We start from the raw sequence: 24,470 nt of genomic DNA, 5'->3' as shown, positions 1-24,470 counted from the left end.
TTTGTACGGGCCCTCAAATTGCCCGTCAGCGCCAGAAGAGGCAAAGCCTATGTCCACGACCACTGACGAAACCCGGTCCGGCCAGCTCGATATCGAGATGATCCGGGAGTTCCTGATGCGCAATCCGGATTTTGTCCGCGAGGACGCCGAGCTCTTTGCGCGCGTCACCGAGAGCCCGTCGACCGAGGGTGTGATCGATATCGGCAATGCCGCACGCGAAAAGCTGATGGGCGAACTGCGCCAGTACAAGGCGATGAATGAAAGCATTGTCGAAACGGCCCGCGCCAATCTGGCCATCCAGTCCCAGATCCATGCTGCCGTGCTGGGCTTGCTTGAAGTGGACAGTCTTGCCGGCCTGGACCGCAAGATTTCCAGCCGCCTCACCGGGGCGCTGGGCGTGGATGTCTGCCGGGTGCTGATCGAGGGCCATGCGCCGCTCAAGAGCGCGGAATCCATTCTGGGCGCGTCCGAGGGTATGGTCTCCAGTGTGATGGACGAGCGGGTGGAAATAGTCGGCCCGGTCGATGCAGAGCGTGCGCATGAAATCTATGGCCAGCAGGGAGCCCGCATGCGGTCCCAGGCCATTGTGCGTCTGGACTTTCATGGACATGACGGGCTGTTCGCGCTGGCAGCGCGGGATCCGCAACTCTTCCAGTTCGGACAGGGTACGGAATTGCTCAACTTCCTGGCCCGCGTGACCGAACGACTGATTGTGCAATGGATGCATCAGCGCTGAAGACCAGCGCCTCGGACGCGCTGACAGCCTTCCTCCAGCACCTTGCGGGTGAACGCCGGCTGAGCCTCAGGACGGTGGATGCCTATCAACGGGACATTTCGGGCTTTGTGGCCTTCCTGACCGGTCATCTCGGCGAGGCTGTTTCGCTGCAAACGCTCAGTGAAGTGAGTGCGCGTGACTTCCGGGCCTTCATGGCTGCGCGGCGCAAGACGGGCCTGGCGGCGCGTTCGCTGGCGCGTGAGATGTCGGCGCTGCGCTCCTTCTACACCTATCTCGAGCGTCGCTGGGAGGTGTCGAGCACGGCCTTGTTGCTGGTGGAGCTACCCAAGGTGCCGCGATCCAAACCCAAACCGATCAGTGAGACAGCCGCGCGGGACCTGGTCGAACAGGTTGGCGAGCGGGATGTGCCCGACTGGGTCGCCGCGCGCGATGTCGCGGTTCTGCTGCTGTTGTACGGCTGCGGTCTTCGCATCTCCGAGGCCCTGTCCTTGACCGGGCGGGACCGGTCGCTGGGCGAGGGCTTGCGTGTGACCGGCAAGGGCGGAAAGACCCGGCTGGTCCCGGTTTTGCCGAATGTGGCAGAGGCTGTTCGTAAATATGCCGCGCTGGCCCCTTTTGATCTCGAGCCGGAAGTCGCGCTTTTCCGCGGCGTGCGCGGCGGTCCGCTGGGCCCGAGGCCAGTGCAGAAACTGGTCGAGGACATGCGTCTCGCGCTGGGGCTGGCGCCCAGTGCGACGCCGCATGCTTTGCGCCATGCCTTTGCCACCCACCTTCTGGCACATGGTGGAGATCTGAGGGCCATCCAGGAATTGTTGGGTCATGCCAGTCTTTCCACGACCCAGGTCTATGCCGAGGTGGAGGCCGACAATCTGCTGAAGCTTTACGACAAGGCACATCCGCGCAGCCAGGGCTGATCTTCCCCGGTCAATTTGCGTCCGTGACTGAACACGCATCCTGTGATGCAGGGTCCGTAATTGACAGAGCGATGGAAAGCTTCTACTTTGAACTATAAAGTACTTGGAGAGATATTATGAGCAGCGATGCTGACCTGTCTTATTTGCGTGAAATGGCGGAAGCCGGCGAGCGTGCACCCATCCTGTCCGGACGCTTTTTTATCTGGTGGGGCAGCTTGGCCTCGCTGGCCCTGTTGGCACACTGGTTCATTCTGACGGGGCGCGCCGGCCTGCCGATCGAACAGGTGGGCCTCGTCTGGCTGAGTTTTGGAGTTGTCGGTTCAATCGGGTCGGGGGTGTTGCGCAAGGGCATGAGCGTGAAGCCGGGTTCCGGATCAGCTGGAAACCGCGGCGACCGTGCTGTCTGGCACGCCATGTTCATCTCCATTGTGGCCTATACGCTAGGTCTGGTCGCAGCTCTTTCCATGGGGCGGATTGAACAGACGCTCTTCGACACTATCCCGCTGTTTTCGCTGGCGTCTTATGGCATTGCCTTCACCACGGTTGCCGCGCTCGGTGGCCCGCGCTGGATGAAAGTCATGGCCTGGATCAGCTGGATACTTTGCGCTGTGGGCACCAGTTTCATCGGCACCGCGGGACTCTATCTTTTCTGTGTGTTGAGTGTGCTGCTGGTCGCGGTCGTGCCGGGTGTGCTTTTGTTGCGCGCTGAACCCGCCGCAGAGAGCTAATCATGGCAGACGAGTTTGACGCGTCCGGCCTGGATGATGTCATCCATGGCAAGTTGAGACTGGGTCTTATGGCCTATCTCTCCTCGGTGGAGAGTGCCAGTTTCAACGAGCTCAAGGACAAGACCGGGGCCAGTGACGGCAATTTGTCAGTGCACCTGCGCAAGCTGGAAGGTGCGGGATATGTCGGAATCGAGAAACAGTTTGTCGATCGAAAACCGCACACCCGCGCCAGCCTGACTGCAACGGGACGCAAGGCCTGGCAGGCCTATCTCGATCATATCCGGACCTTGCTGGGCGACTAGTTCAGGAATGTGACACGAGGTCAGGCCGCAACTTCGCGGGCTGGATGGTGTTCCCACTCGACGACGTCGCAATCCTCGGCTTCATCGAAACGCGTGCCCACCAGCTGGAAACCGGCTTTTTCGAGCACGCGGTGAGAGGCATCGCGATCGGCGCGTGTCACGGCGGTGATCGATTTGACAGTCTCGTGTCTGTAGGCCCATTCCAGAAGTGTCATGACTCCTTCGGTCGCCAGGCCCTGTTCACGATAGGATTGCAGCATGGAATAGCCGATCTCGACGGAGCCGTTCGCATCCGGTGGTCCCTTGTAGCCGGCGCACCCCACCAGGCGATTGAGCACGGGGGAGATATAGACCCAGGCGTGCCAGCCTTGCTGACCCGGCTCGTCACTCAGCCGGTCGGCTGCCCAGTGCAGGGCGTTTTTATCCATGAGTTCCGGCGGCCAGCTGGGTTCGATTTCGACGCCCAGAGCCTTGAAAAAGGCCAGCCGGTCGTCGAGCTGCAGGCGGGCAAGCTCGGCGTCGAGTGCGATCAGTCGCAAGCGGGAAGATGCAATCTCGAGCGTCATGATACCGGTCCAAAGGCCCCCAAAGCCGAGGGTGCCCGATCGGGGCACTCACCGGACCAGCTATATGCCTGATCCGTTCCCGGTTGTCCGCTCAATTTCGCGTCACAATCGAATTTTGTGACGAAAGGCTGTGAATACATGGCACCCGAAGGCGCCATGTATCCGGATTTTCGGGTCAGGCCTGCATGGTCCAGCCCTCGACACCCATGGCCGCCTGTCGGACAGCTTCCGTCAGGGTTGGGTGCGGGTGGCAGGTGCGGGCCAGGTCCTCCGAGGCTGCGCGGAATTCCATTGCGATGCAGACCTCGGCGATCATCTCGCCGACATTGGCGCCGATCATGTGAGCGCCCAGGATCTCGTCCGTTTCCGCATCAGCGAGGATTTTCACAAAACCGTCTGTCGTGTGGTTGGTACGGGCGCGGGAATTGGCCTGGAAGGGGAATTTGCCCTTCTTGTACTTGCGGCCGCTTTCCTTGAGCTCGTCCTCGGTCAGCCCAACGGAGGCGATCTCCGGTGCTGTGTAGACCACGCCGGGAATGACACCATAGTTCACATGTCCGGCCTTGCCCGCGATGCGTTCGGCACAGGCGACCCCTTCATCCTCGGCCTTGTGCGCCAGCATCGGGCCATGGGTGCAATCGCCGACGACCCATACATTCTCGGCGGAGGTCTGGAAGTGATTATTGGCAATGACGCCGCGTTGATCCGGCTGGACGCCGACATTCTCCAGGCCAAGGCCTTCCGTGTAGGGACGGCGACCGATACAGACGAGAACCGTATCGGCTTCGATTGTTTCGGCATCGCCGCCGGCAGCGGGTTCGATGGCGACTTTCAGCGAGTCCGGATCAGAGCTGTCGATACCGGTGACCTTGGTTCCCAGCTTGAACTCCATGCCCTGTTTCTTGAGCGTGCGCTGAGCCGTTTTGGCGAGCTCGCTGTCCATGCCGGGCAGGATGCGATCGAGATACTCGACCACGGTGACCTCTGCGCCCAGGCGGCGCCAGACCGAGCCCAGCTCCAGACCGATCACGCCAGCGCCAATGAGAACAAGTTTGCCCGGGATCTTCTCCAGTGAAAGCGCTCCGGTTGAGGACACAACCCGTTTCTCGTCGATCTCCACGCCGGGCAGCGGCGTGACTTCAGAGCCTGTGGCTATGACAATATGTTTGGTCGAAAGGGTCTGGCTGCCGCCCTCGGCGAGCTCGACCTCGACCTGACCGGCACTGGCGATGCGACCTTTGCCCTTGATGTATTCAACACCGTTTTTCTTGAACAGGAATTCGACGCCCTTGGTCAGACCGTCAACCGCGTCGTCCTTCTGGGCCAGCATGGCGGGAAGGTCGACTTCGACACCGGAGGTCTTGATTCCGAGCTTGGCAAACTCGGTATTTGCGGCTTCGTAGAGTTCGGAGGCGTGTAGCAGAGCCTTGGACGGGATGCAGCCGACATTCAGGCAGGTGCCGCCAAGCGTGCCACGCATTTCGATACAGGCCACCCTGAGGCCGAGCTGTCCGGCGCGGATCGCGCAGTTATATCCGCCCGGGCCACCACCGATGATGACGACGTCAAAGCTATCCGACATGTTTGCCTCGTGATTGGGGAAGGAAGGGATGTGTCCCTATATGCCCGGGATATGAAGACAAGGTAAGGGCCAATATGTCCCGGCTGCGCAAGGCCGGATTGCACTACCAGCGCACGGGCTTTCGAGTGCGCAGGAAGATGAAGCCGAGAATGCCGGACAGGAGGGCTATGTTCACCAGCCAGTCGAGCCAGATATTCTGGCCGCCGGCAATCTGGTCATAGGATGGATCTGCGGAATAGGAGAGCCAGACGGCCAGATCGACAAATACAGCCAGACAATAAGTGTAGAAGGCCCAATGGCGGCGCAGATACAAGCCGACTACGGATGCCCAATAGGCCAGTGCATTGATGAAGGCCGCGGCAATTTCCCAGCTATGAAGTGATGTCAGGACGACGATCCGGTTCGGGTCCAGCCCGATGGCTGTGCCCTGACCCATCATTACGAGCAAAATCGAAATGGCAGACGTGGCCTGAACAGAGGCCCAACCCGCAATCGCGAGCATCATCATCCATCGAAGAGTGAGGGCCTTTACAAGCGTTTGCATAGGGGCAACATAAACATATTTTGCTGTTGAGACAAAGCAGTTAGCGAGATTTTGCGTTGTTGGAAAGCACGAAATAAAAGACCCCGCCGACGACGAGAAGGCGCAGGATCAGCTTGAGCCAGTCAAGCAGCTCTGCCCAGTCCAGGCTGTTACCATCTGTTACGTCCGCATGGGCAGCATAACTGCCGCCAGAAAATGTTGCTTTGATCCAGCCGGCCTGCGCGGCGACCAGGAGAGTCGGTGCTAGGTAGAGCGCCCAGAGTGGTTTGCGCGGGATCAATACTGGCAGCGCGAAATCGCCGATAACTACCAGCGAGCGCAGTAACTGAGAAATCCAGGGCACGGTGGCAAGATCAGGGGCCACTGCCGGTGAGCTGAGGAAGAAAACATGACCGTTCATCGGCGCGGTCCAGCCTACGAGCAGGAAGCGCAGGCTGTAGAGACCGAGCAGGATAGAGGCGAGAGAGATCCACCGAAAAAGCGGAGAACGTGCGGTATGACTGTTCCAGTTGATCATCGGGTTAGCTCCCCAGCCAGGCTACGGTCGATGGACGATGAAGCGGGGTGATTTTGGATAAACGACATACATCGAAAGTGTTCTCGCTCAAGACCCCTTCAGATCCTCCGTTTGCGTTCGTCGAAGAACATAAGGCTGACACCGAGCAGCACCAGAAGGCTGGCGATATTCATCAACGTGTCTTCAATCGAGAAGGACGGTTTTTCGACGGCAAGATAACTGGTCTGCTAGGTCACCCAGATCCAGTATCCAAAATCGCTGAGGACAGCGGTTCCCGCGGCGACCAGCGATAGGAGGACAGATCCGGGCCTGTGGATCAGGAGTGCGATCGCCGTCGTGGAATACCCGATCATGTAAGCCGTCCACAGAACGAGCTGAAGCGGTCCGACCTCGCTGAGAACGTGCAGGACAGTTGGATCCGGTGCGCCCCAGGGCGGCAGGACCCAGTCATGCGTCATCGCGGTAAGGTAGAAGGGCAGGCTGTGAATGACCCGCAAGGCGCACACCAGAAGTACAGCGTAACGAATATAGGACATGGCCCCCCCCAAGGACCGGCGGCCCAAGCCGGTCGCAGGGGGTTTTAAAAGTTGGACCGTTAACAAGCAGTTCGCCAGTCATACCCTGTCGACCGGCAGGAGCCATTGGCGGGCCGTGACCAAGGCCGTCCCAATCAGGATGAGGAAGTTCACCGAGTTCACCACAAGATCGAGATAGCCGTCCGCAAGGGACATCAGACTCACATAACTCTCGTGTGTGGCCATGGTCACCCAATAACTCATATCGACCGCGAACGCGTAGCCCGCCGTCACCATGGCCCAGCGTGATCTGTTGATCAGCAGGTAGGCGGTCAGCGCGTAGCCTGCGGCATAGCTGAACCAGATCAGATACTGCAAAAGGTCCAGTTGCCCCAGGCTGTTGGCTTCCATCGGCGTGGACCACAGCGGTTTTTCCATCCCGACCGCTGCCAGAAGCCCAACGGCAATGTACCAAAAACTGTATGCGGCGCGTCCCGCCGCCAGAATGGCTGTCGCTGTGGTGAGTTTTTGCAAGCTCGCCCCCGTTGGTCCTGCAAATATTCTAGGGCGTATCGGCGGCAGTTCTACCAATCGAAGGTGGAAACTAGACCCCTAGCGGGTGAATTTCGGGAGCAGGTTCAATGTCAGACTCCCGAGCAGAACCAGCATGGCCAGCGAATTGATCAGGATGTCGCCGATGGTGAAGTTGAAATCATACACGCTGTCATAGGCTGGCATGATGACCAAAGCGGCCCAGAAGCCGAAATCCGCCAGGAAGGCGATTGAAGCGCTGACGATGGCCCAGCGTTGTCCGCGGAACAGGAAATACGCGGTTAGACCGTAACACAGCATATAGACGGTCCAGGCCGTCATCTGTGTTGCGGGCAGGTTCAGCAGAATCAGCCGGATGGAATCGCCTTCCGCGGAGAGCAATCCCAGGTGCAACAGCCAGGCGACCAGGAAATGGCGAATGGAAATGCCCACACGTACGATTGCGAGCCCCGCTGCTATCCAGCGGAGCAAACGCAATCTATCACGCGTGAGGTCGATCAAAGATCAAAGAGCATGCGCTGAGGATCTTCGAGGTTTTCCTTGACGCGGACGAGGAAGGTCACTGCTTCCTTGCCGTCGACAATGCGGTGGTCGTAGGACAGCGCCAGATACATCATCGGCTTGATGACGACTTGACCGTTCTCGGCCACCGGACGTTCTTGGATCTTGTGCATGCCGAGAATGCCCGATTGCGGGGCATTGAGGATCGGCATGGACATCAGGGATCCATAGACGCCTCCATTGGACAGGGTGAATGTGGCGCCCTGCATGTCCTCGATGGTCAGCTTGCCGTCGCGGGCCTTCTTGCCGAGGGAGATGATCTCCTTCTCGATATCAGCGAGAGACATCTGGTCCGCATCACGCACAACCGGAACCACCAGGCCACGATCCGTGCCGACGGCAACGCCCATATCATAGTAATTCTTGTAGATGATGTCGGTGCCATCGATCTCGGCATTGACGGCCGGGATCTCTTTCAGCGCATTGACGCAGGCCTTAACGAAGAAGGACATGAAGCCGAGCTTCACACCGTGTTTGGCCACGAAGGCTTCCTGGTGGGCCTTGCGGGCCTTCATGATCGCGGACATGTCCGCTTCGTTGTAGGTGGTCAGGATCGCGGCAGAATTCTGCGCATCCTTCAGGCGCTTGGCGATCGTCTGGCGCAGGCGTGTCATGCGAACACGTTCCTCGCGCGGCCCGGTTTCACGCGGAGCGGCCGGAGCTGCGGGGGCAGCCGCAGGCGCTGACGTCGCCGGGACAGCCGCCGGTGCCGCTGCTGCAGCCTTGGCGTCACCCTTGGTAATGCGGCCATCCTTGCCAGTCCCGCTGATGGATCCGGCGTCCAGCTTGTTCTCTTCGATGACGCGCTGGGCTGACGGCATGGCGATGCCACCGGTCGCCGCCGACGCCGCAGCTGCAGGCGCCGCGGCCGGGGCAGCAGCGGGCGCTGAAACGCCACCCGCGCCTTCCGCGATGCGCGCGACGGCGTCACCAGGTGCCACGCTGTCACCCTCGCCAACCAGCAGCTCGGTGACCGTGCCTGCAACGGGTGAGGGCACCTCAACCGCCACCTTGTCGGTCTCGATCTCGACGAGTGCCTGGTCGATTTCGACCGCATCGCCGACATTGACCAGCCAGCCGCCAATCGTGCCCTCAGTGACGCTCTCGCCCATCTGGGGAACGGTTGCGTCAGTCGTGGACCCGGAGGCCGGAGCTGCAGGCGCGGTTTCCTCGACGGCCGGAGCTTCGGCAGCAGCAGCGCCAGCGCCGCCCATCTCTGCCAGTTTGGCACCGATTTCTACCGTGTCGCCTTCCTCGGCGACGATGGCCGTTATGACGCCATCAGCTTCGGCGCGGACTTCCACGGCAACCTTGTCGGTTTCAAGCTCGACCAGAACGTCGTCCTTGGAGACGCTGTCGCCAGCCTTGACCATCCAGCCGCCAACGGTTGCTTCGGTTACGGACTCACCGAGTACGGGAACGATGATGTCGGTCATGAGTATATCTTTCCTGTTGATCTTCGGGCGTTAGGACAGCGCTTCTTCGACGAGCGCGTCTTGCTGTTCTTTGTGTTTCGAGGCGATGCCGGTGGCGGTTGATGCGGTCGGCGGCCGGCCGACATAGGACGGGCGCTTGGTTTCGCCGGCGACCTTGGTCAGCACGAATTCGATATTCGGCTCCATGAAGGTCCAGTAGCCCATATTTCGCGGCTCTTCCTGGCACCAGACGATTTCCGCGTTCGGGAAACGCGCCATCTCTTCCAGCAGCGCCTTGAACGGGAACGGGTAGAGCTGTTCGGTGCGCAGGATGTAGACGTCGTCGACGCCCTTTTCCTCGCGGCGCTCGAGCAGGTCGTAATAGACCTTGCCCGTACACAGGACGACGCGGCGGATCTGGTCATCCGGCTTCAGCGTCATCTCGGTGTGCGAGATTTCGCCCTGGTTCTTCTTCACCGGATCCGCATCATCCCACAGCACGCGGTGGAAGGTAGAGCCCGGCCCCATGGCCTTGAGCGAAGAGACGCAGCGCTTGTGACGCAGCAGGCTCTTCGGCGTCATGATGACGAGCGGCTTGCGGAAATTGCGGTGAATCTGACGACGCAGGATGTGGAAGTAATTGGCCGGGGTCGAACAGTTCGCGACCTGCATATTGTCTTCGGCACACAGCTGCAGGAAGCGCTCCGGGCGCGCGGAGGAGTGTTCCGGTCCCTGGCCCTCATAGCCATGCGGCAACAGCATCACCAGGCCGGACATGCGCAGCCATTTGCGCTCACCGGAGGAAATGAACTGGTCGATGATCACCTGGGCGCCATTGGTGAAGTCACCAAATTGTGCCTCCCACATGGTCAGCGTGTTCGGAGCAGACAGCGAGTAGCCATACTCGAAACCGAGCACGGCTTCTTCGGACAGCATGGAGTCGATGACTTCATACTTCTTTTGATCGTCCGACAGATGGTTGAGCGGCGTGTAGCGCTCTTCGGTCTGCTGATCGATGATGTGGGAATGGCGCTGCGAGAACGTCCCGCGACCACAATCCTGGCCCGACAGGCGCACCGGGAAGCCCTCAGTGACAAGCGTGCCAAAGGCGAGGTGTTCGGCCGTGGCCCAGTCAATCCCCTTGCCGGTCTCGATCATCTTGCGGCGATTGTCGATGACGCGCTTGAGCGTGCGGTGGATGTTCACACCGTCCGGGATCTCGGTCATCGCCATACCAACGGCGGTCAGGCTCTCGGTCGTCGCACTGGTCTCGCCGCGGCGATCGTCACCTTCCGGCAGGCCCAGGCCCGACCAGCGTCCATCCAGCCAGTCCGCGCTCTTGGGTTCGAATTCCTTGCCCGCCTCGAACTCCTTGTCGAGGAAGGTGTCGAACTCGTTTTCCATCGCCTCTGCTTCCGCAGCGCTGATGGTGCCCTCGGCGATCAGGCGATCCTGGTACTTCTTCTTGACCGGTGGCAGGTCCTTGATGATCCGGTACATGATCGGCTGGGTGAATGTCGGATCATCGCCTTCGTTATGGCCGTAGCGGCGATAACAGATCATGTCGATGACCACGTCCTTGCCGAACAGCTGGCGATATTCCGTGGCGATCTTGGTTGCGTGGACCACGGCTTCCGGATCATCCCCGTTCACGTGGAAAATCGGGGCCTGCACCATCAACGCCACATCTGACGGATAAGGGCTTGAGCGACTGTCCTTGGGATCGGTTGTGAAACCGATCTGGTTGTTGACGATGAAGTGGATGGCGCCGCCCGTCTTGTGTCCGCGCAGTCCGGACAGGCCCAGACATTCGGTCACGATGCCCTGGCCAGCGAAGGCCGCATCACCATGCAGCAGCAGGGGCAGCACATTCATGCGCGGCGTGCCCGGTTCCTTGCGGCAATTCTCTTCCTGCTTGGCGCGCGCCTTGCCCAGGACAACCGGGTCAACGGCTTCGAGGTGAGACGGGTTGGCGGTCAGCGACAGGTGGACGGTATTGCCATCAAACTCGCGGTCGGAAGAGGCGCCCAGGTGATACTTCACATCACCGGAACCGAACTCGTCCTCGCCCTGGGTATTGCCACCCTGGAACTCATGGAAAATCTGGTGGTACGGCTTGCCCATCACGGCAGCGAGAATGTTCAGACGGCCGCGGTGAGGCATGCCGATGATGATGTCCTCGACACCCATCGCGCCACCGCGCTTGATCACCTGTTCCAGCGCCGGAACCATGGCTTCGGCACCGTCGGCGCCAAATCGCTTGGTGCCCGGATAGCGCTTGTGCAGGAATTGCTCGAAACGCTCGGTCTCGATCAGCTTGGACAGGATCGCTTTCTTGCCTTCGGCAGTGAACGAAATGTCCTTGTCCGGGCCCTCGAAGCGCTCCTGCAGCCAGGCCTTCTCCTGCGGATTGGAGATATGCATGAACTCCACGCCCACCGGTCCGCAATAGGTGCGCTTGAGAATATCCAGCATCTGGCGCGGCGTTGCCGTCTCCAGCCCCAGATAGCCGTCGATGAAGACTTCCTCGTCCATTGCAGCGCCGGCAAAGCCGTACGTGGCCGGGTCGAGTTCCGGTTGCGGGCCAAAATCCGTCAGGCCCAGCGGGTCCATATCAGCGGCCAGGTGGCCGCGCATGCGATAGGCACGGATCATCATGATGGCGCGGATCGAGGCCTGGGTGGCAGCGCGGACATCCTCTGGGGCCGCTTCCGGCTTGGTCTTCCCGACGTGAGCGGCGACCTTGTCGACCATGGCCGCCTCGTCCGGGCCAATATCGCCCAGCGCGCTGACCATCTCGCCATTGGCCTGGCGCGGCCAGTCGGAGCGTTTCCAGGCCGGGCCGGTGGCTGCATGTGCAGTCTCGGCGGGTGCATCGCCCATGGCCGCGAAGAAATTGCGCCAGCTTTCCGGAACTGAGAACGGGTCCTTGGAGTAGGCGGCGGCCATCTGTTCGAGATAGAGGGCGTTGGCGCCCTGCAGGAATGACGTGTCCAGGAAAGCCTGGTTTTCGGAAGATCGGTTGTTGTCAGACATTGGGGGGAAGACCTGAGTCAGGAGTGTGTCTGGAGTGGGCGTAAGCCCATATGGTTAAAAAAGGAGATATGCCCCTTTTGCGACAAACAGAAGGTTTGCGCGCCGGTCTGCTGACAAGAAGGTGACAAAGAGCGATCTGGTGACGCAGTTCGAAGGGGTGTTTGACAGAAGAACAATTATTGGGCGAATTTTGCCGTGGTGTGAGTCCGGGGGAAACAGATGGACATTTTTGGCGTTCTTTTGCTCTCAGGTGCGTCGGTCTTGGGCGACGATGTGGTTGGGCATTGTGATTACTCCTATACATGGCGGAATGGTCGAGCTCGCAATGTGGAGCTCAGCTGTGAGGCTCCCGTAGATCTGCCAGGGCTCTATCGTGCGGCCGAGGAGCAATTCGCCAATCGACGCTCCAATAATAGGACAACAAACTGGGCTCGATATCACAGTTATCCGCAGTCGGGCAGCATCACTTTCCATCGTCTGGCCACAGGAAGCGGAGAGGTTTGGGAGCCGGAACTCACGACAATCGCGCACCGGGTCGAGCCTTACATCTATCGTGCATACGAAGGGTTGGAGGAGGACGTGCCTGCTGTTGCCTGCCGAACGCGTTATACGGTTCACAATGGCAGGGCGCGCGATATCTGCACCAGTTGCACGCCGGACCTTGCGTCCGATCGCTTCGGTGAGGAGATTGCTGACGCGATCGAGAAATGGCAATTCACGCGCCGCCGAGGTGATGACAGCCGCGAAACGACCATCGAATTTGTGTTCGTGGAAGATGGCCCTGTCACGCTCGACGCCCCGCCTGAGGTTTCCTGCGCCGAGTAATGGCATGCCCAAATGGACAACCGCGCCCCGGTTTCCCGGAGCACGGTTGAACTTCTTCTCACCCTTAACGGGAGGTGGCTGAGCCGAAGGCGACGCCCCCTTCCCCTCGCATGCTCGGGACTTCCCCCTGAAGGGGAAAGAAACCCCTAGCCCTTGAGCAGGTCTTCCAGCGTTACGCCCAGGCGTGCCGGGGACGGGGAGACGCGGATGCCCGCGGCTTCCATGGCTGCGATCTTGTCTTCTGCGCCGCCCTTGCCGCCGGAGACGATGGCGCCGGCATGGCCCATCGTGCGGCCCGGAGGTGCGGTGCGGCCGGCGATGAAGCCGACGGTCGGCTTGGAGCGGCCCTTCTTGGCTTCGTCCGCCAGGAATTGTGCGGCGTCTTCCTCGGCAGAACCGCCGATCTCACCGATCATGATGATGGACTCGGTCTCGTCGTCGGCGAGGAATTTCTCCAGCACGTCGATGAATTCCGTGCCCTTGACCGGGTCACCGCCGATACCGACCGCGGTGGTCTGGCCGAGGCCAACCTGGGAGGTCTGGTAAACCGCTTCATAGGTGAGCGTGCCGGAGCGGGAGACCACGCCGACCGAGCCCTTCTTGAAGATGGAGCCCGGCATGATGCCGATCTTGCACTCTTCCGGCGTCAGGATGCCCGGGCAGTTCGGACCGAGCAGCATGGAGCTGGATTTCTCCAGCTTGGCTTTCACCTTGACCATGTCCATGACCGGAATGCCTTCGGTGATGCAGACGATGAACGGGATCTCGGCATCGATCGCCTCGATGATCGCTGCACCAGCGCCGGCCGGCGGAACATAGATCACGGACGCGTCGGCCCCGGTGGCTTCCCGGGCTTCACCCACGGAAGTGTAGATCGGCAGCTCGGCAGAGCTTTCCAGGCCGGAAGACCAGGTGGTGCCGCCCTTTTTCGGGTGCACGCCGGCGACCATCTTGGTGCCGTAATATTCCAGTGCCTGTTCCGTGTGGAAGGTGCCGGTTTTACCCGTCAGGCCCTGAACGATGATCTTGGTGTCTTTATTGACGATCACAGACATTATTCAGCCCCCTTTACAGCGGCGACAATCTTCTGGGCAGCATCGTCGAGATCGTCAGCAGCGATCACGTTGAGGCCGGAATTATTGATGATGTCCTTGCCCAGCTGGACATTGGTGCCTTCCAGGCGAACCACCAGCGGGACCTGGAGGCCGACCTCTTTCACCGCGGCAACCACGCCTTCGGCGATGATGTCACAGCGCATGATGCCACCGAAGATATTGACCAGAATGCCTTTGACGTTCTCGTCAGCGGTGATGATCTTGAAGGCTGCGGTGACCTTTTCCTTGGTCGCGCCACCACCCACATCGAGGAAGTTGGCCGGCTCTGCGCCATACAGCTTGATGATGTCCATCGTCGCCATGGCCAGGCCAGCGCCATTGACCATACAGCCGATATTGCCGTCGAGAGCGACATAGGCGAGGTCGTATTTGGACGCTTCGATTTCCTTGGCGTCTTCCTCGGTCTCGTCGCGCAGTTCCATGATGTCGTCATGGCGGAAGAGGGCATTGCCGTCGAAGGAGACCTTGGCGTCGAGAACACGCATATGGCCGTCTTTCATGACGATCAGCGGGTTCACTTCCAAAAGCGCCATGTCCTTCTCGGTGAAGGCCTTGTAGAGGATGCCTGCCAGCGACAGCATGTCGTCGCGTGCCGAGCCGGAAAGCTCGAAAGCGTCGGCGATCTTGGCCGCATCAGCCGGGGTTACGCCGGTCTCCGGATCGATATCGATCGTGTGGATCTTTTCCGGGGTCTCCTCGGCGACAGCCTCGATGTCCATGCCGCCCTCGGTGGAGACGACAAAGGAAACGCGGCCGGTTTCGCGATTGACGAGCAGCGAGCAATAGAGCTCGGTCTCGATGTCAGCGCCGTCCTCGATATAGAGGCGGTTGACCTGTTTGCCGTCCGGGCCGGTCTGGTGCGTGACCAGTGTATTGCCCAGCATTTCCCTGGCGTGGGAAATGACCTCGTCCTTGGAAAAGGCGAGGCGGACGCCGCCCTTGGCGTCGGGACCAAGTTCCTTGAACTTGCCCTTGCCGCGACCGCCGGCATGGATCTGTGACTTCACAACCCAGAGCGGGCCGGGAAGTTGATCCGCAGCGGCGGCTGCGTCGTCTGCAGAGAAAATGGCTACGCCGTCTGCGACGGGTGCGCCGAAGGATTTCAGGACAGCTTTAGCCTGATGCTCGTGGATATTCATGTAATGGGCCTCGCGGGAGGAATCAGCGGAGGAAATCCAGGTGGAGTTCGCCTTATAACACTGGTTGCCCGCAGCGCAACGGCGTGCGCTGTGAGCGTTTACAACATAATCAATCAGTCGATTTCAAAGACATCGGTATCCGGCCCGGATTTGCGTAATCGGTTGGCGATGCCGGCAAAATCAAGCGATCTCGCCGGTTGAGGGGCATCCTCGTCATTGGCGATCACAGGTCCCGAGAAAAGCCGGATGCCAGTGGAAATGGCGGCGTTCAGCAGGTCCGGATTGCCCATATTGTTCAGGAAGGCCTCGCCTTGCAGCTCCCTGGCCTGTGTGACCAGCTGCATGAAGCCCATTACGGCCTCGTCGCCGGGTTCCCGAATGCTGAGTGTTTGCGGCAGGGCCGCGCCGAATACACTGATCCCGCAGCCTTCAAAGCGGGCGAGATCCCATTTATTGGCGTAGCTGATTTCGGCGAGGATGTTGGAGCCGAAATGGCGCATTGAGCGGAAGACTTCCTGCATCTGCGTCACCGGTGCGCCGGAAGGGACTGAATCCACTCGGATCTGGAAGTATTTGCGAATGGGTTTGGGAACCGCCTGCAGGATGGAAAAATACTCCATGCGATGGGAGACGGCGGACAATGTCTCGTAGTGTACCGGGATAGTGATCCCGCACTTTCCGCCCTTGGAAAACACGGATTGGAAACCGCGCTGCGCCGCGAGTGCAACTTCGCGATCAAGTGCTCGCAGCGCTTGGGCTTCATCGATGCCCATCAATGTGTCGCGACCATAGACATGACGATCGCCGACTGTGCGCCGGACCTGGCAGACGTGGTGCAGGACGGCGTTGGTGCGGCTGTCCCAGACCGGTTGGAAGATGATCTCGTCCCACGCCTTGGCCTCGTAGACCTCGTCTGGCCATTCTAGAACGCCTTCCTTGTCGGAACGCGATTTGGACTGGGTGGTCTTCTCCCAGCGACCGCCCTTGGCGCCTTTCGGGCCTTCACCAGACTCTGGTTTCTTTTCCCAGCCGGCCGCGGCCTCTGCAGCGGCTTCCTGGGCTTTCTCAGGTTCCGGACGCGCCTCACCGGCGGGCTCGCCCTCAACCTGCGTGCGCGCGACAATGCTCAGGAATTCGTCTGTTGGAACTCGGCGAGCCTCGGCATGGGAGCGCAGCTTCTCCAGCCAGCGCTCGCCGAGGAAAAACTCGTTGAGTTCCTCGTTGATCTCCTCGACATGAGCTTCAGCCTCGACACCGCCCATTGTGGAGAAAATGATCAGGAAACCGCCCTGGCAACGAATGAAGACGTCATCGTCGGCCAGGCGTTTCTCGATGAAATGACCCGAGACCTCATAGGTCTTGTCACGGATCTCCGGCCACTCGTCACCGGCCTGCGAGCGGATCTCATCCAGGTTCACGAACTGGAACTGGCCCATCTCGACCGCGGACTTCCCGGCGAGGGCCTTTTTGAGTTTTTGTTTGAGATCGGGCGACATGCGGCCGACGCTCTCCTGACCGATGCAAGAAGGGACTAAGACATAGCCTTTAGATGCATAGGTTGAGAAACGGTAATTCGCAAATGAGATTCCGTTGAAAAACGAGCGTGCCTAGCGGGTTGTTGCAGCCAGCGCGCCGTCGATCGACAAGGCTCCGCTGCCTCGTGCGAACAGGTAGAAGGCGATGGCCTCGAACACGACAGCCGATTGCCAGGCATCCGGAGCGATCCAGAATATGTAGGCGGCTCCGGCCAGAACCAGCACGAATCCGACCACGCGGCTCAGGAAGCCGAGCAGAAGCGTGATGGCCGCGAGATGCGCGCCCCAGACCGCGATCTGGGCGACAAGGGCATCGGGCAGAAGCGGGATATTCCAGTATCCGACCGCGGAGAGAATGCCCGGAGAGACTTCAAGCCAGTCTTCACCGGCATTGGCGCGGCCCCAGCTCCACAGGCCCGGAACGATGGACAGGCGCACGATCAGGCCCAGCACCCAGTCCGGCATGAAACGATCAGGCTTGTTCGAAATCTGGGTCGACACGACCGAGACCTTGTTCATCTTTATCCCCCCGGATCCCCATCCGTATCAGCCAAGATGACGTGCGGGAGAGAAGCGTGCAACCGATTAAGCCTTTGAGGCGAATCTATTTCCGAACATGTGATCGAGAGACAACCGCCCGGGTCCCTTAGCCATCAGATAGAGGGCGATGACAGCCCACATCGCATGGGTTCCCCACCAGGCTTCCGGATAGACAAAGAACTGGATGACCAGCGTCATCACCATCAGGCCGGCAGCCGCAAAACGGGTCGCCAGGCCCAGTACCAGCAGGATGGGGAGAATGAACTCCCCCACGGTAGCCATCAGGGCAGCGAGCTCGCCCGGAATGAGCGGTAGCGCGAAATCGCCATTGAACTGGTGATAGGTGGCCGGACGGATCTGTAGCGGGAAATCAGGCAGCCGCACATGCGCACGCTCGACCGGGAAGTCGTTGATGTACTCGGTGTATTTGAACAGTTTGACCGTTTCGACCTTGGTCAGGAGTGAGCGCCAGAAAATCCCGGCGAGGGTCAGGCGTGCGAGCACGGCCAGGACATCACCGCCCAGGGATTTCTCAATCGCGGCAAAGACGCCGGTGTAGAGGCCATGGGCCCGGCTCAGGAATGAGGACATTAAAGGGTCTCGCTTTGGCGGTTTGCAGCGAACAGGCCGCTGGTCAGACCGTGGGAGAAAAATTGTGACGGATCAATGCCGCCATCGTTGGCGTCTTCCATCGCGCTGCCGAGGCTGTCGCCCCGGGCGATCCGGGTCAGAAAGTCGAAATGTTGAACCGGGATGCTGGCGGACTGAACAGTGCCGCGATGTCGCCAGACGAGAACATGTTCAGCGCTCTCGCCGATCTGCATGTCTTCGGCGGCGGCTTCCTGCCGATTGGCCAGCCAGGCCGCGTGCGCGGAGTGATGCAATGTCAACAATTGAACGCTGGCTGTCAGGCCCGGGCGGAGTTCGGGCAGGCTTTCCGGATTCATGCCTGTAACGTCTGACGGGTTGAGTGCAGGAGTATCAGCAGCGTGATGTGCTTCCAGCCAGGCCCGGTCGAGGCGGGCGATCGTTGGCAGATATGGCAAGCTGCGCGCCGGTTCATAGGTCGCGACGTGCTGGTCGAAACCCTTGCCATAAAGAAAGAGCGGCGCGTCTGTTGGCGGGTGATCAAGCCAATACTGTCGTGCCATAGGGGAAAAGAAATTCGCGCCCGCGATGCGGTTCACAGCGGGATAGGCCGCGCGAAGAGCTTCGATCGCACCGCGGGCAACGTTGTTGCGATAGACATTGAGCCGCTTGGCGTGGGCCGGGTTTGCGAGGTGTTCCAGCAGGTCCTGGTCACCTCGTCCGAGCAGTGTGCCCGCGAATGCCTGGTTGAACTCAGCTGGCATGGGCTGCCTCCCGAACACGGGCTGCATCGATGTAACCCTGTGCACGGACATGGTCGGTCAACAATGTCTCGAAAGTGGGAATGTTCGTGTCGCGCTCGATGAGGACCGGTCGTGGTCCGGTCAGCGCCAGCGTGTAGTCCAGCAGCGACCAGACACTTTCAACGATAGGCGCACTATGAGTGTCGATCAGCAATTCTCCGCCTAGCGCCGTGTCTTCTTCATGACCGGCAATATGGATTTCACCGATAGCATGGTGCGGAAAGGCATCGAGATAGGCGATCGCATCGAGACCGAGATTGTGACAGCTGACATGCACATTATTGACGTCCAGCAACAGGCCGCAGCCTGTTCGAGCGACGGTTTCCCGAAGAAATTCCACTTCGCTCATCTCTGATTTCAGGGCGACATAGATCGAGGGGTTCTCGATCAATACCTGTCGACCGAGCCGGTCCTGCATGATGTTCACATGCTCGACAAAACGGGAGAGCGCAGCCCTGGTCGCCGGGACGGGCAAGAGGTCGTTGAAGTGCGTTCCCTGATGGGACGTCCAGGCCAGGTGTTCGGATATTGCTGCGGGCTTGTAGCGGTCAATCAGCTGTGCCCAGCGATCGAGATGTTGCGGGGCCGGGGCATCCATGCCGCCCAGCGACATGCCGACCCCGTGCAGGGATATCGGAAATTTCTCGGCAAACGCGTCGAGCCAGCTCAGCCGCGGACCGCCCGGAGCCATGTAGTTTTCCGGATGGACTTCGAACCACATTCCCTCAGCGGGCGTTTCCAGCGCTTGCCGGAAATGTTCTGGCTTGAGGGCAAGCCCTGCGGAATCGGGGAGTTCGGTCATCACGGGAACACCCCCGGCGCAAACACGAGGTTGGCGCCAGGGCTGAGAGAGTTACGGACGTTCAACCGGCTCGAGAGAACCGTTGCCGTAAGGGGTTTCAATGCTTTCACACGTGCCTTCCGGTACGTAGGTCCAGGCATTGCCTTGGTAATCGACAGTAGAGGTGCCGGCACAGGACGTGCCCGGACCAGCAGCGCAGTCGTTTTCACCCGCGAGGGATACGCCGTAGCACTGTTCCATTTCCTCTGCCGCACTTGCGGCTTCGGCATTAGCAGCGGCCGTGGCGAGGGACAGTGCCAGGGCCGTGGAAGCTACGGCAGCGAACTTGGTTTCAGATTTCATCTCTCAGTGTCTCCTTGTTGAGAGGTCGAGCGGGGGACAGGATGGCCCGACCTGACCAGCTCAAACTAGGCGAGGAAGAAGATAAATTTCCAGTAACGTCCGCCCGACGCGCCGTCACCATCGTGTTATCGCGCGTCAGATCACGTTCAGTTGCGTGTGAGCGTGTCGAGAGCAATGCTCTGCTGTCGGACGGTTTCACCGCTACCATCCCGGATTTCCAGCGACAGATTGCGGTTTGCCCAGTCCACTTCGATGGCGCCGAAATTCGCCGGCGCATACATCTCGCCTATGCGATTGGGGCCTGGCTCATTGTTTTCATCGCCATAGGACATGTTCAGAGCCGACGAGGTGATTTCGTAGAGAGGATAACCGATCACATCATCGCGTAGATATAGGCCTGATGAGTGACGATCGCCGGAAACCAGGACCACGCCGTCCGCTCCGGAAGCCTCGATGGTCTCAAAAAGACGGTCACGCTCGTGAGGCATGGTACGCCAGGCTTCCCAGCCATGACCATCCGCCAGCACTTGGATGGAGGAAACTACTAGGCGAACATCGGCCGGCTCCCGCAGGGTTTCAGCGAGCCAACTCCACTGTTCCTCGCCCAGCATGGTAACATTTGTATCCTCCGTCGGAACATAGCGCTCCATGCCGACGGCATTGCGCTGGGGTGTACGTGCGAGGGCGCCGCGGAAGTAACGGGTATCGAGAAGGATAATCTGAACCCGTTGGCCGTCCGGGCCATACGTGCGACTGGTATAGATGCCAGGTCGCGAGCGGCGTTCGTCCTCCTCGGCGACACCCCAGAACTCCAGGAAGAGCTCTTCGGCAAATCCCTTGAACGGGAATTGGGCGCCGAAGTCATTCATGCCGTAATCATGGTCATCCCACGTCGCCAGAATTGGCGTGGACTGGCGCAGGTTCCGAAAAGGTTCTGAGGCGGCCAGACTTGAGTAGGCAGAGCGTAGTTCGGGAAGGGAAGGGTCCCAGGAATAGGCGTCGCCATAGACGTTATCGCCCGTGTAGATGAATAAATCGCCCTGTTGGCCGACAATCGTGTCGAGGATGTCCAGCGGCCGGTCTGTGCTGTGGCAGGATCCAAACAGGATGGTCTGCAACAATGTGTCGGCTGCCGGTTCGCCAGCGCCGGGAAGCGCTTGTGGTCGTTCCACATCCAGCTGCTCATAATACGGCGCCAATGCAGCGACTATATTGTTGGGAGCGGCTGGCTCGGTCTCCGGCTGACAAGCCCCCAGGGCAATAGCGGACACAGTGATAACGAATTTGCGCATGAAATTCTCCTTCAGACTGCCGACCGATATAAACGAGCTGTGTGACAGGGCGATGCTCGTCTAGTCGTTGGACATACGCAGGACGCGCATGTCCTGGCCGAGGACGTCAATACGAACGATGTCACCGGTTTCCTGATCGACGAAGATATCATTCTCAGGCGAACCACCACGCAGTTCGATACGGGTGGTGGTGTAGGGGCCGGCGGGCGTCTCGATGTCGACGGTCTCCATTGCCGAGAGGGTGACGTCGGACACGGTGTGCGTCAGCGGGGCATACCAGGTCAGTGGCAGGCTTTCACCGACCGCCATTTCCATCGTGGCCGGAATGACAAAGGCCGTGACCCGGGCGAGTGCATCGTCCGGCAGCGGCGCTGACAGCGGCTGCACGCCGCTCTGACCGCGGGGGCGGGTCGTTGTGATGGTGTTGGAGACGGAGCTCTCGGAGAAATCAACATCGAAGTCGAAAATGTCGAGGCCGGAATGGAAGCGGATATCGATACGGTCGACGAAGTTGATTTCCTGTGCGGACGCGGTGGTGCAACTGGCCATGGCGGCAGCGGCTGCCAGAACAGATCTGAACATGGATTTCCCCAATTAGCATGGATTTCCCCAATTAGCGCCGCACTCCCGGGCCGTACCATAATCGTCGCGCCCGGGGTGCCTACTTAATTCGAGGACATGATGTGCTTCAATTGCGAGCGATGTAGACCGTGTATCTGTCGGTGAAACTGCCGAAAACCGCTTCGCGGGTTTCCATCGGGGTGGCTCCGTCAGGGCAGCGGCGTTCCGTCGTCAGGGTCGCGCTCGTGCTGTCCTCGAACCAGCAAATCCCGCCATTACGTGGCAGCCGGGAGACCTCGAAACCAACCAGCACACGCTGCTGCGATGGAAAGCCACGATACAGGTCAAGACAGTTGGTTTGTGCCAGGAAGGCGTTTTCACCGGTGTGCAGGCTTCCATCCGGTTGCGGTTCGAACGCCGCCACCCGGAGATCGCTCGAATAGGAGTTACACACCTCCAGTGTCCGCGTGAGCTGGGCCAGTCCGCGTTCATCCCGCGGGGCCTGGAGGCAAAGCCGGGCGTCTTGGCTTTCAAGATCGTGACAGGAAATGCGAGCCGAAATCTGCCCCATCATGCGATTTCCCGCTCCTCGACGTCCGGAGCTGGTGATGGGATGGGTGCGGAAGCTGCGAGTTTCCTGGCTCAACGAACACGGCGGCGCGGACGCGAATTGCATTCCTGATCCTGCGGGCACACAGATCTGCTTGTCGCCCTCGCCGGCCGGCCAGTGGAAACTGCCGGACATCACATGCAAGTCCAGAGTCTCACCGACGACACTGTTAAGCGCTCCCTGCAAGCATTCGCCGGGCTCAACCAGGAACCAGCTGCGCAGCGTCTGGTCCGGCGTGGGCGAGGTGCGATAGGCCGCCGCGGTGGCGACGGCAAATCCGGTGTCGTTACAGACATCAAGCAGGACATCGCGTGGTGCCTGTGCTCGGGCTGCGGGCAGGAGGACAAGCGCGGCAAGAAGAACAAGCAGGTGTTTCATGAAAATCCCCGGAGACTGCAGACGAATCTGCAACCTCCAGGAGTTGAGATCAACCGAAGACGACCATCCACATCAGCCGTCCAGGCAGAAAGGCGAGAACGCCGGGAATGAGCAGGGCGCCGAACAACAGCCCCCTTGCTTCCTTTCCGTGACGCATCCCGCGATGGGCCATCGCATGCCGGACCAGGCCATAAAGACCGAGAAAGGTCAGCGGCACGAAGATATGGATCGGCGAAAAATTGCCGTCATTGATCTGGCGAATAAAGACCGCCGTCGTGGCCGTGACGACCATGCCGATGACAAAAGCGAAGCCGAGCGTCCGGTGTGGCAGCGTTCCCTTGGGGCCGAAGAACTGAAGTAGCCCGATCAACAAGGACAGGATCGCGGCGACAGCGTGCACCTGGATAACCAAAGGGGCTTCGAAGAAAACACTCGGATTCATCGTGTTCTCCTAGGCCTGACGCCAGGTGCCGTGGAAGCCGAACGGACCGGAATAGCCCAGGCGCCAGGACGTCAACGGTCCGTCGGACAAGTGCAGCGCATCGAAGATGTGCATTTCGGTCCGTCGCTCATGGGCATTGAGCGCGGTGTGGATGATCCAGCCCTCGCCTTCGCGGGAGCGCCCGGGCGCAGGAATAAACAGCGGCTCTTCTACATAAATGCCCGGGCCGTGATCAAACCGATCCAGGGAACCGGTCTCCAGATTGCGGCAGTCGATTGTTGTGGCACTGCGGATCTGGTCCGGCCGCCAGGAAATCGACCAGCTGCGGGTCCGCCGACGCCCGGTGAAACGCATGTCGACTTGAGGGAATTCCGCGAAGTCCGGTCCGAGAAGTCGGATTTCGACCGGCCGTCCGGTGCGCAAGGTCACCTCGCTGTGACGGGTCTGGCTATCGCTTTCCGACTGGGTTTCGCCGCGCATGACGGCATAGGCACCGCCGTCTGCGAAACCCGCATCCTGAGACAGCGCCGCGTCCAGGCGGATCGTGCCCTCAACGTCTTCCCAGGCACTGCCGAAGTGGAAGAGGAAACCCGGATCCATTTCCCAGACCCGTTTTTGCGTCCAGTCATTCTTGTCGATCGCGACGGCATACATCGGGGTTTCCGACTGGAAGCGGAAACTCTCGATGAAGGGCAGGCGCATTTCCTCGAAACGGAAACTACCGACCAGGAAGACCAGCGAGCGCTCCGTGATCACGAAGTCGTGGATCATGCCGCCGGGGATGTCATTGACCAGGCCGGCCTGGAGCAGCTCGCCTTCGGGGGAGATCTTCCACACGATGAGGCGGTCATTGATGGCGTCCTGGCCAAAATTCCAGACGATGCCGGTATCCGGCTCGCGCTTGGGGTGGGCCGAGAAGGGAACGCCGTCCAGCCCGTTGCCCCAACGACGCGCGCCATTGCTTTCCAGCGTGTCGGGATCGAGCGACCAGGCAGAACCGCCTTCCCAAAGGGCCAGCAATTCATCGCCGAGCATCATCACCGAGGTATTGGCGACATTCATGTCGTCCGGCCCGGTCAAACCGCCGGGATTGGGGGGAACGGAGCCAAGGGCCGGAACCAGGAAACGGCCCGCTGCCTCCTCATTGCGCCATTTGTCAGTCTGGACGAAACGCCCGCGGTGGCGGATGCCGTCATCAGTGATGTTCCAGGACTGGATGAAACCGTCGCCGTCAAACCAGTGGCGATAGCGGTACTCCTGGCGGCTGAAGCGCCCGGGGCCATTGCGGAACAGCGTTCCGCGCAGACCGTCGGGAATGCGGCCGTGCAGACGAACAGCCTCGCCGTCAAATCCCTCGGCCGGAGCGTCACGGGTGATCAGCGTCCACGGATCATTCTGGCTCGCGGCCTCATAGGCGGCATAAACCGGGTCCATGGACTGGGCAAAAAGGGCGGAGGACAGGCCGGCCATGCCCGTGCCGGCCAGCATGACTTTCAGGGTCTCGCGACGATCCAGCTTCATGATGCTCTC

At 60.2% G+C, this 24,470-nt stretch carries 27 protein-coding genes; 5 read left to right on the top strand and 22 right to left on the bottom strand.

Annotation, left to right across the window (positions count from 1 at the left end; all coding sequences use genetic code 11):
- The first annotated feature begins 49 nt into the window (after positions 1 to 49).
- The 4 genes from JJ889_RS00555 to JJ889_RS00540 all read left to right on the top strand — a co-directional run bounded on the left by JJ889_RS00555 (position 50) and on the right by JJ889_RS00540 (position 2,680).
- Positions 50 to 736 carry a DUF484 family protein gene (locus JJ889_RS00555; protein WP_291890807.1) on the top strand — a complete coding sequence of 229 codons (687 nt, stop codon included), beginning with the start codon at positions 50 to 52 and terminating at the stop codon, positions 734 to 736.
- Positions 718 to 1,650 (top strand): tyrosine recombinase XerC, encoded by a 933-nt coding sequence (locus tag JJ889_RS00550; RefSeq protein ID WP_291890806.1) that lies wholly within the window; start codon positions 718 to 720, stop codon positions 1,648 to 1,650. Before JJ889_RS00555 ends, JJ889_RS00550 begins: the two co-directional genes overlap by 19 nt.
- Positions 1,651 to 1,766: 116 nt before the next feature.
- A complete protein-coding gene (locus JJ889_RS00545) occupies positions 1,767 to 2,378 on the top strand; it encodes a hypothetical protein (protein WP_291890805.1) in 612 nt (203 codons plus the stop codon).
- Between the two features lie 2 nt (positions 2,379 to 2,380).
- On the top strand, positions 2,381 to 2,680 hold the full coding sequence (locus tag JJ889_RS00540) for a transcriptional regulator (protein ID WP_291890804.1): 300 nt from the start codon (positions 2,381 to 2,383) through the stop codon (positions 2,678 to 2,680).
- Between the two features lie 20 nt (positions 2,681 to 2,700).
- Here the strand turns inward: JJ889_RS00540 and JJ889_RS00535 are convergent, their stop codons facing one another.
- The 9 genes from JJ889_RS00535 to JJ889_RS00495 all read right to left on the bottom strand — a co-directional run bounded on the left by JJ889_RS00535 (position 2,701) and on the right by JJ889_RS00495 (position 11,968).
- Positions 2,701 to 3,246 (bottom strand): GNAT family N-acetyltransferase, encoded by a 546-nt coding sequence (locus JJ889_RS00535; RefSeq protein WP_291890803.1) that lies wholly within the window; start codon positions 3,244 to 3,246, stop codon positions 2,701 to 2,703.
- A gap of 175 nt (positions 3,247 to 3,421) precedes the next feature.
- Entirely contained in the window at positions 3,422 to 4,828 is a 1,407-nt protein-coding gene (gene lpdA / locus JJ889_RS00530) for a dihydrolipoyl dehydrogenase (RefSeq protein ID WP_291890802.1), read from the bottom strand.
- Between the two features lie 103 nt (positions 4,829 to 4,931).
- On the bottom strand, positions 4,932 to 5,372 hold the full coding sequence (locus JJ889_RS00525; RefSeq protein ID WP_291890801.1) for a hypothetical protein: 441 nt from the start codon (positions 5,370 to 5,372) through the stop codon (positions 4,932 to 4,934).
- 40 nt (positions 5,373 to 5,412) lie between these two features.
- Positions 5,413 to 5,889, bottom strand: a complete 477-nt coding sequence (locus JJ889_RS00520; RefSeq protein WP_291890800.1) for a hypothetical protein — start codon at positions 5,887 to 5,889, stop codon at positions 5,413 to 5,415.
- Between the two features lie 227 nt (positions 5,890 to 6,116).
- The gene (locus JJ889_RS00515) at positions 6,117 to 6,425 is read right to left on the bottom strand and encodes a hypothetical protein (RefSeq protein WP_291890799.1); all 309 of its coding nucleotides are present in this window, start codon (positions 6,423 to 6,425) and stop codon (positions 6,117 to 6,119) included.
- Between the two features lie 78 nt (positions 6,426 to 6,503).
- Positions 6,504 to 6,938, bottom strand: a complete 435-nt coding sequence (locus tag JJ889_RS00510) for a hypothetical protein (protein WP_291890798.1) — start codon at positions 6,936 to 6,938, stop codon at positions 6,504 to 6,506.
- Positions 6,939 to 7,016: 78 nt separating this feature from the next.
- Positions 7,017 to 7,427, bottom strand: coding sequence for a hypothetical protein (locus tag JJ889_RS00505; protein WP_291890797.1), 411 nt, complete (start codon positions 7,425 to 7,427; stop codon positions 7,017 to 7,019).
- A 26-nt stretch (positions 7,428 to 7,453) separates the two neighbouring features.
- Positions 7,454 to 8,953: a 2-oxoglutarate dehydrogenase complex dihydrolipoyllysine-residue succinyltransferase gene (gene odhB / locus JJ889_RS00500; protein ID WP_291890796.1), complete on the bottom strand. Its 1,500-nt coding sequence runs from the start codon at positions 8,951 to 8,953 to the stop codon at positions 7,454 to 7,456.
- A gap of 30 nt (positions 8,954 to 8,983) precedes the next feature.
- Positions 8,984 to 11,968 carry a 2-oxoglutarate dehydrogenase E1 component gene (locus JJ889_RS00495; protein ID WP_291890795.1) on the bottom strand — a complete coding sequence of 995 codons (2,985 nt, stop codon included), beginning with the start codon at positions 11,966 to 11,968 and terminating at the stop codon, positions 8,984 to 8,986.
- A 219-nt stretch (positions 11,969 to 12,187) separates the two neighbouring features.
- Between JJ889_RS00495 and JJ889_RS00490 the strand changes: the two genes are divergently transcribed.
- Complete coding sequence (locus JJ889_RS00490) at positions 12,188 to 12,793, top strand: hypothetical protein (RefSeq protein ID WP_291890794.1); 606 nt, start codon at positions 12,188 to 12,190, stop codon at positions 12,791 to 12,793.
- A gap of 146 nt (positions 12,794 to 12,939) precedes the next feature.
- Here JJ889_RS00490 and sucD read toward each other — a convergent pair whose 3' ends face one another.
- From sucD to JJ889_RS00425, 13 genes are all read right to left on the bottom strand, one after another.
- Positions 12,940 to 13,848: a succinate--CoA ligase subunit alpha gene (gene sucD / locus JJ889_RS00485; protein WP_291890793.1), complete on the bottom strand. Its 909-nt coding sequence runs from the start codon at positions 13,846 to 13,848 to the stop codon at positions 12,940 to 12,942.
- A complete protein-coding gene (sucC, locus tag JJ889_RS00480) occupies positions 13,848 to 15,047 on the bottom strand; it encodes an ADP-forming succinate--CoA ligase subunit beta (protein ID WP_291890792.1) in 1,200 nt (399 codons plus the stop codon). The genes sucD and sucC overlap by 1 nt, the downstream gene beginning before the upstream one ends.
- Positions 15,048 to 15,160: 113 nt before the next feature.
- Positions 15,161 to 16,543, bottom strand: coding sequence for a hypothetical protein (locus tag JJ889_RS00475; protein WP_291890791.1), 1,383 nt, complete (start codon positions 16,541 to 16,543; stop codon positions 15,161 to 15,163).
- Between the two features lie 111 nt (positions 16,544 to 16,654).
- Entirely contained in the window at positions 16,655 to 17,101 is a 447-nt protein-coding gene (locus JJ889_RS00470; protein ID WP_291890790.1) for a TQO small subunit DoxD, read from the bottom strand.
- Positions 17,102 to 17,167: 66 nt separating this feature from the next.
- Positions 17,168 to 17,713 (bottom strand): DoxX family protein, encoded by a 546-nt coding sequence (locus tag JJ889_RS00465; protein ID WP_291890789.1) that lies wholly within the window; start codon positions 17,711 to 17,713, stop codon positions 17,168 to 17,170.
- Positions 17,713 to 18,474: a DNA-binding domain-containing protein gene (locus JJ889_RS00460; RefSeq protein ID WP_291890788.1), complete on the bottom strand. Its 762-nt coding sequence runs from the start codon at positions 18,472 to 18,474 to the stop codon at positions 17,713 to 17,715. The genes JJ889_RS00465 and JJ889_RS00460 overlap by 1 nt, the downstream gene beginning before the upstream one ends.
- Positions 18,464 to 19,315 carry a DUF692 domain-containing protein gene (locus JJ889_RS00455; protein WP_291890787.1) on the bottom strand — a complete coding sequence of 284 codons (852 nt, stop codon included), beginning with the start codon at positions 19,313 to 19,315 and terminating at the stop codon, positions 18,464 to 18,466. Before JJ889_RS00455 ends, JJ889_RS00460 begins: the two co-directional genes overlap by 11 nt.
- Before the next feature lie 51 nt (positions 19,316 to 19,366).
- On the bottom strand, positions 19,367 to 19,657 hold the full coding sequence (locus JJ889_RS00450) for a DUF2282 domain-containing protein (protein WP_291890786.1): 291 nt from the start codon (positions 19,655 to 19,657) through the stop codon (positions 19,367 to 19,369).
- 146 nt (positions 19,658 to 19,803) lie between these two features.
- Positions 19,804 to 20,949 (bottom strand): alkaline phosphatase D family protein, encoded by a 1,146-nt coding sequence (locus JJ889_RS00445; RefSeq protein WP_291890785.1) that lies wholly within the window; start codon positions 20,947 to 20,949, stop codon positions 19,804 to 19,806.
- A gap of 60 nt (positions 20,950 to 21,009) precedes the next feature.
- On the bottom strand, positions 21,010 to 21,531 hold the full coding sequence (locus JJ889_RS00440; RefSeq protein WP_291890784.1) for a hypothetical protein: 522 nt from the start codon (positions 21,529 to 21,531) through the stop codon (positions 21,010 to 21,012).
- A 106-nt stretch (positions 21,532 to 21,637) separates the two neighbouring features.
- Positions 21,638 to 22,498, bottom strand: a complete 861-nt coding sequence (locus JJ889_RS00435) for a DUF1036 domain-containing protein (RefSeq protein ID WP_291890783.1) — start codon at positions 22,496 to 22,498, stop codon at positions 21,638 to 21,640.
- A 49-nt stretch (positions 22,499 to 22,547) separates the two neighbouring features.
- Positions 22,548 to 22,940, bottom strand: coding sequence for a DUF2306 domain-containing protein (locus JJ889_RS00430; protein ID WP_291890782.1), 393 nt, complete (start codon positions 22,938 to 22,940; stop codon positions 22,548 to 22,550).
- A gap of 9 nt (positions 22,941 to 22,949) precedes the next feature.
- Positions 22,950 to 24,461: a carotenoid oxygenase family protein gene (locus JJ889_RS00425; RefSeq protein WP_291890781.1), complete on the bottom strand. Its 1,512-nt coding sequence runs from the start codon at positions 24,459 to 24,461 to the stop codon at positions 22,950 to 22,952.
- Positions 24,462 to 24,470: the final 9 nt, after the last annotated feature.

Source organism: Maricaulis sp. (genome assembly GCF_017643475.1).
GTDB lineage: Bacteria > Pseudomonadota > Alphaproteobacteria > Caulobacterales > Maricaulaceae > Maricaulis.
Note: the sequence above shows the minus strand (reverse complement) of the source record. Positions and strands in the feature narration are given on the sequence as shown.

Coding starts and splice junctions, on each gene's coding strand:
- JJ889_RS00555 (WP_291890807.1), top strand. CDS start 50: ATGTCCACGACCACTGACGAAACCCGGTCCGGCCAGCTCGATATCGAG.
- JJ889_RS00550 (WP_291890806.1), top strand. CDS start 718: ATGGATGCATCAGCGCTGAAGACCAGCGCCTCGGACGCGCTGACAGCC.
- JJ889_RS00545 (WP_291890805.1), top strand. CDS start 1,767: ATGAGCAGCGATGCTGACCTGTCTTATTTGCGTGAAATGGCGGAAGCC.
- JJ889_RS00540 (WP_291890804.1), top strand. CDS start 2,381: ATGGCAGACGAGTTTGACGCGTCCGGCCTGGATGATGTCATCCATGGC.
- JJ889_RS00535 (WP_291890803.1), bottom strand. CDS start 3,246: ATGACGCTCGAGATTGCATCTTCCCGCTTGCGACTGATCGCACTCGAC.
- lpdA (WP_291890802.1), bottom strand. CDS start 4,828: ATGTCGGATAGCTTTGACGTCGTCATCATCGGTGGTGGCCCGGGCGGA.
- JJ889_RS00525 (WP_291890801.1), bottom strand. CDS start 5,372: ATGCAAACGCTTGTAAAGGCCCTCACTCTTCGATGGATGATGATGCTC.
- JJ889_RS00520 (WP_291890800.1), bottom strand. CDS start 5,889: ATGATCAACTGGAACAGTCATACCGCACGTTCTCCGCTTTTTCGGTGG.
- JJ889_RS00515 (WP_291890799.1), bottom strand. CDS start 6,425: ATGTCCTATATTCGTTACGCTGTACTTCTGGTGTGCGCCTTGCGGGTC.
- odhB (WP_291890796.1), bottom strand. CDS start 8,953: ATGACCGACATCATCGTTCCCGTACTCGGTGAGTCCGTAACCGAAGCA.
- JJ889_RS00495 (WP_291890795.1), bottom strand. CDS start 11,968: ATGTCTGACAACAACCGATCTTCCGAAAACCAGGCTTTCCTGGACACG.
- JJ889_RS00490 (WP_291890794.1), top strand. CDS start 12,188: ATGGACATTTTTGGCGTTCTTTTGCTCTCAGGTGCGTCGGTCTTGGGC.
- sucD (WP_291890793.1), bottom strand. CDS start 13,848: ATGTCTGTGATCGTCAATAAAGACACCAAGATCATCGTTCAGGGCCTG.
- sucC (WP_291890792.1), bottom strand. CDS start 15,047: ATGAATATCCACGAGCATCAGGCTAAAGCTGTCCTGAAATCCTTCGGC.
- JJ889_RS00475 (WP_291890791.1), bottom strand. CDS start 16,543: ATGTCGCCCGATCTCAAACAAAAACTCAAAAAGGCCCTCGCCGGGAAG.
- JJ889_RS00470 (WP_291890790.1), bottom strand. CDS start 17,101: ATGAACAAGGTCTCGGTCGTGTCGACCCAGATTTCGAACAAGCCTGAT.
- JJ889_RS00465 (WP_291890789.1), bottom strand. CDS start 17,713: ATGTCCTCATTCCTGAGCCGGGCCCATGGCCTCTACACCGGCGTCTTT.
- JJ889_RS00460 (WP_291890788.1), bottom strand. CDS start 18,474: ATGCCAGCTGAGTTCAACCAGGCATTCGCGGGCACACTGCTCGGACGA.
- JJ889_RS00455 (WP_291890787.1), bottom strand. CDS start 19,315: ATGACCGAACTCCCCGATTCCGCAGGGCTTGCCCTCAAGCCAGAACAT.
- JJ889_RS00450 (WP_291890786.1), bottom strand. CDS start 19,657: ATGAAATCTGAAACCAAGTTCGCTGCCGTAGCTTCCACGGCCCTGGCA.
- JJ889_RS00445 (WP_291890785.1), bottom strand. CDS start 20,949: ATGCGCAAATTCGTTATCACTGTGTCCGCTATTGCCCTGGGGGCTTGT.
- JJ889_RS00440 (WP_291890784.1), bottom strand. CDS start 21,531: ATGTTCAGATCTGTTCTGGCAGCCGCTGCCGCCATGGCCAGTTGCACC.
- JJ889_RS00435 (WP_291890783.1), bottom strand. CDS start 22,498: ATGAAACACCTGCTTGTTCTTCTTGCCGCGCTTGTCCTCCTGCCCGCA.
- JJ889_RS00430 (WP_291890782.1), bottom strand. CDS start 22,940: ATGAATCCGAGTGTTTTCTTCGAAGCCCCTTTGGTTATCCAGGTGCAC.
- JJ889_RS00425 (WP_291890781.1), bottom strand. CDS start 24,461: ATGAAGCTGGATCGTCGCGAGACCCTGAAAGTCATGCTGGCCGGCACG.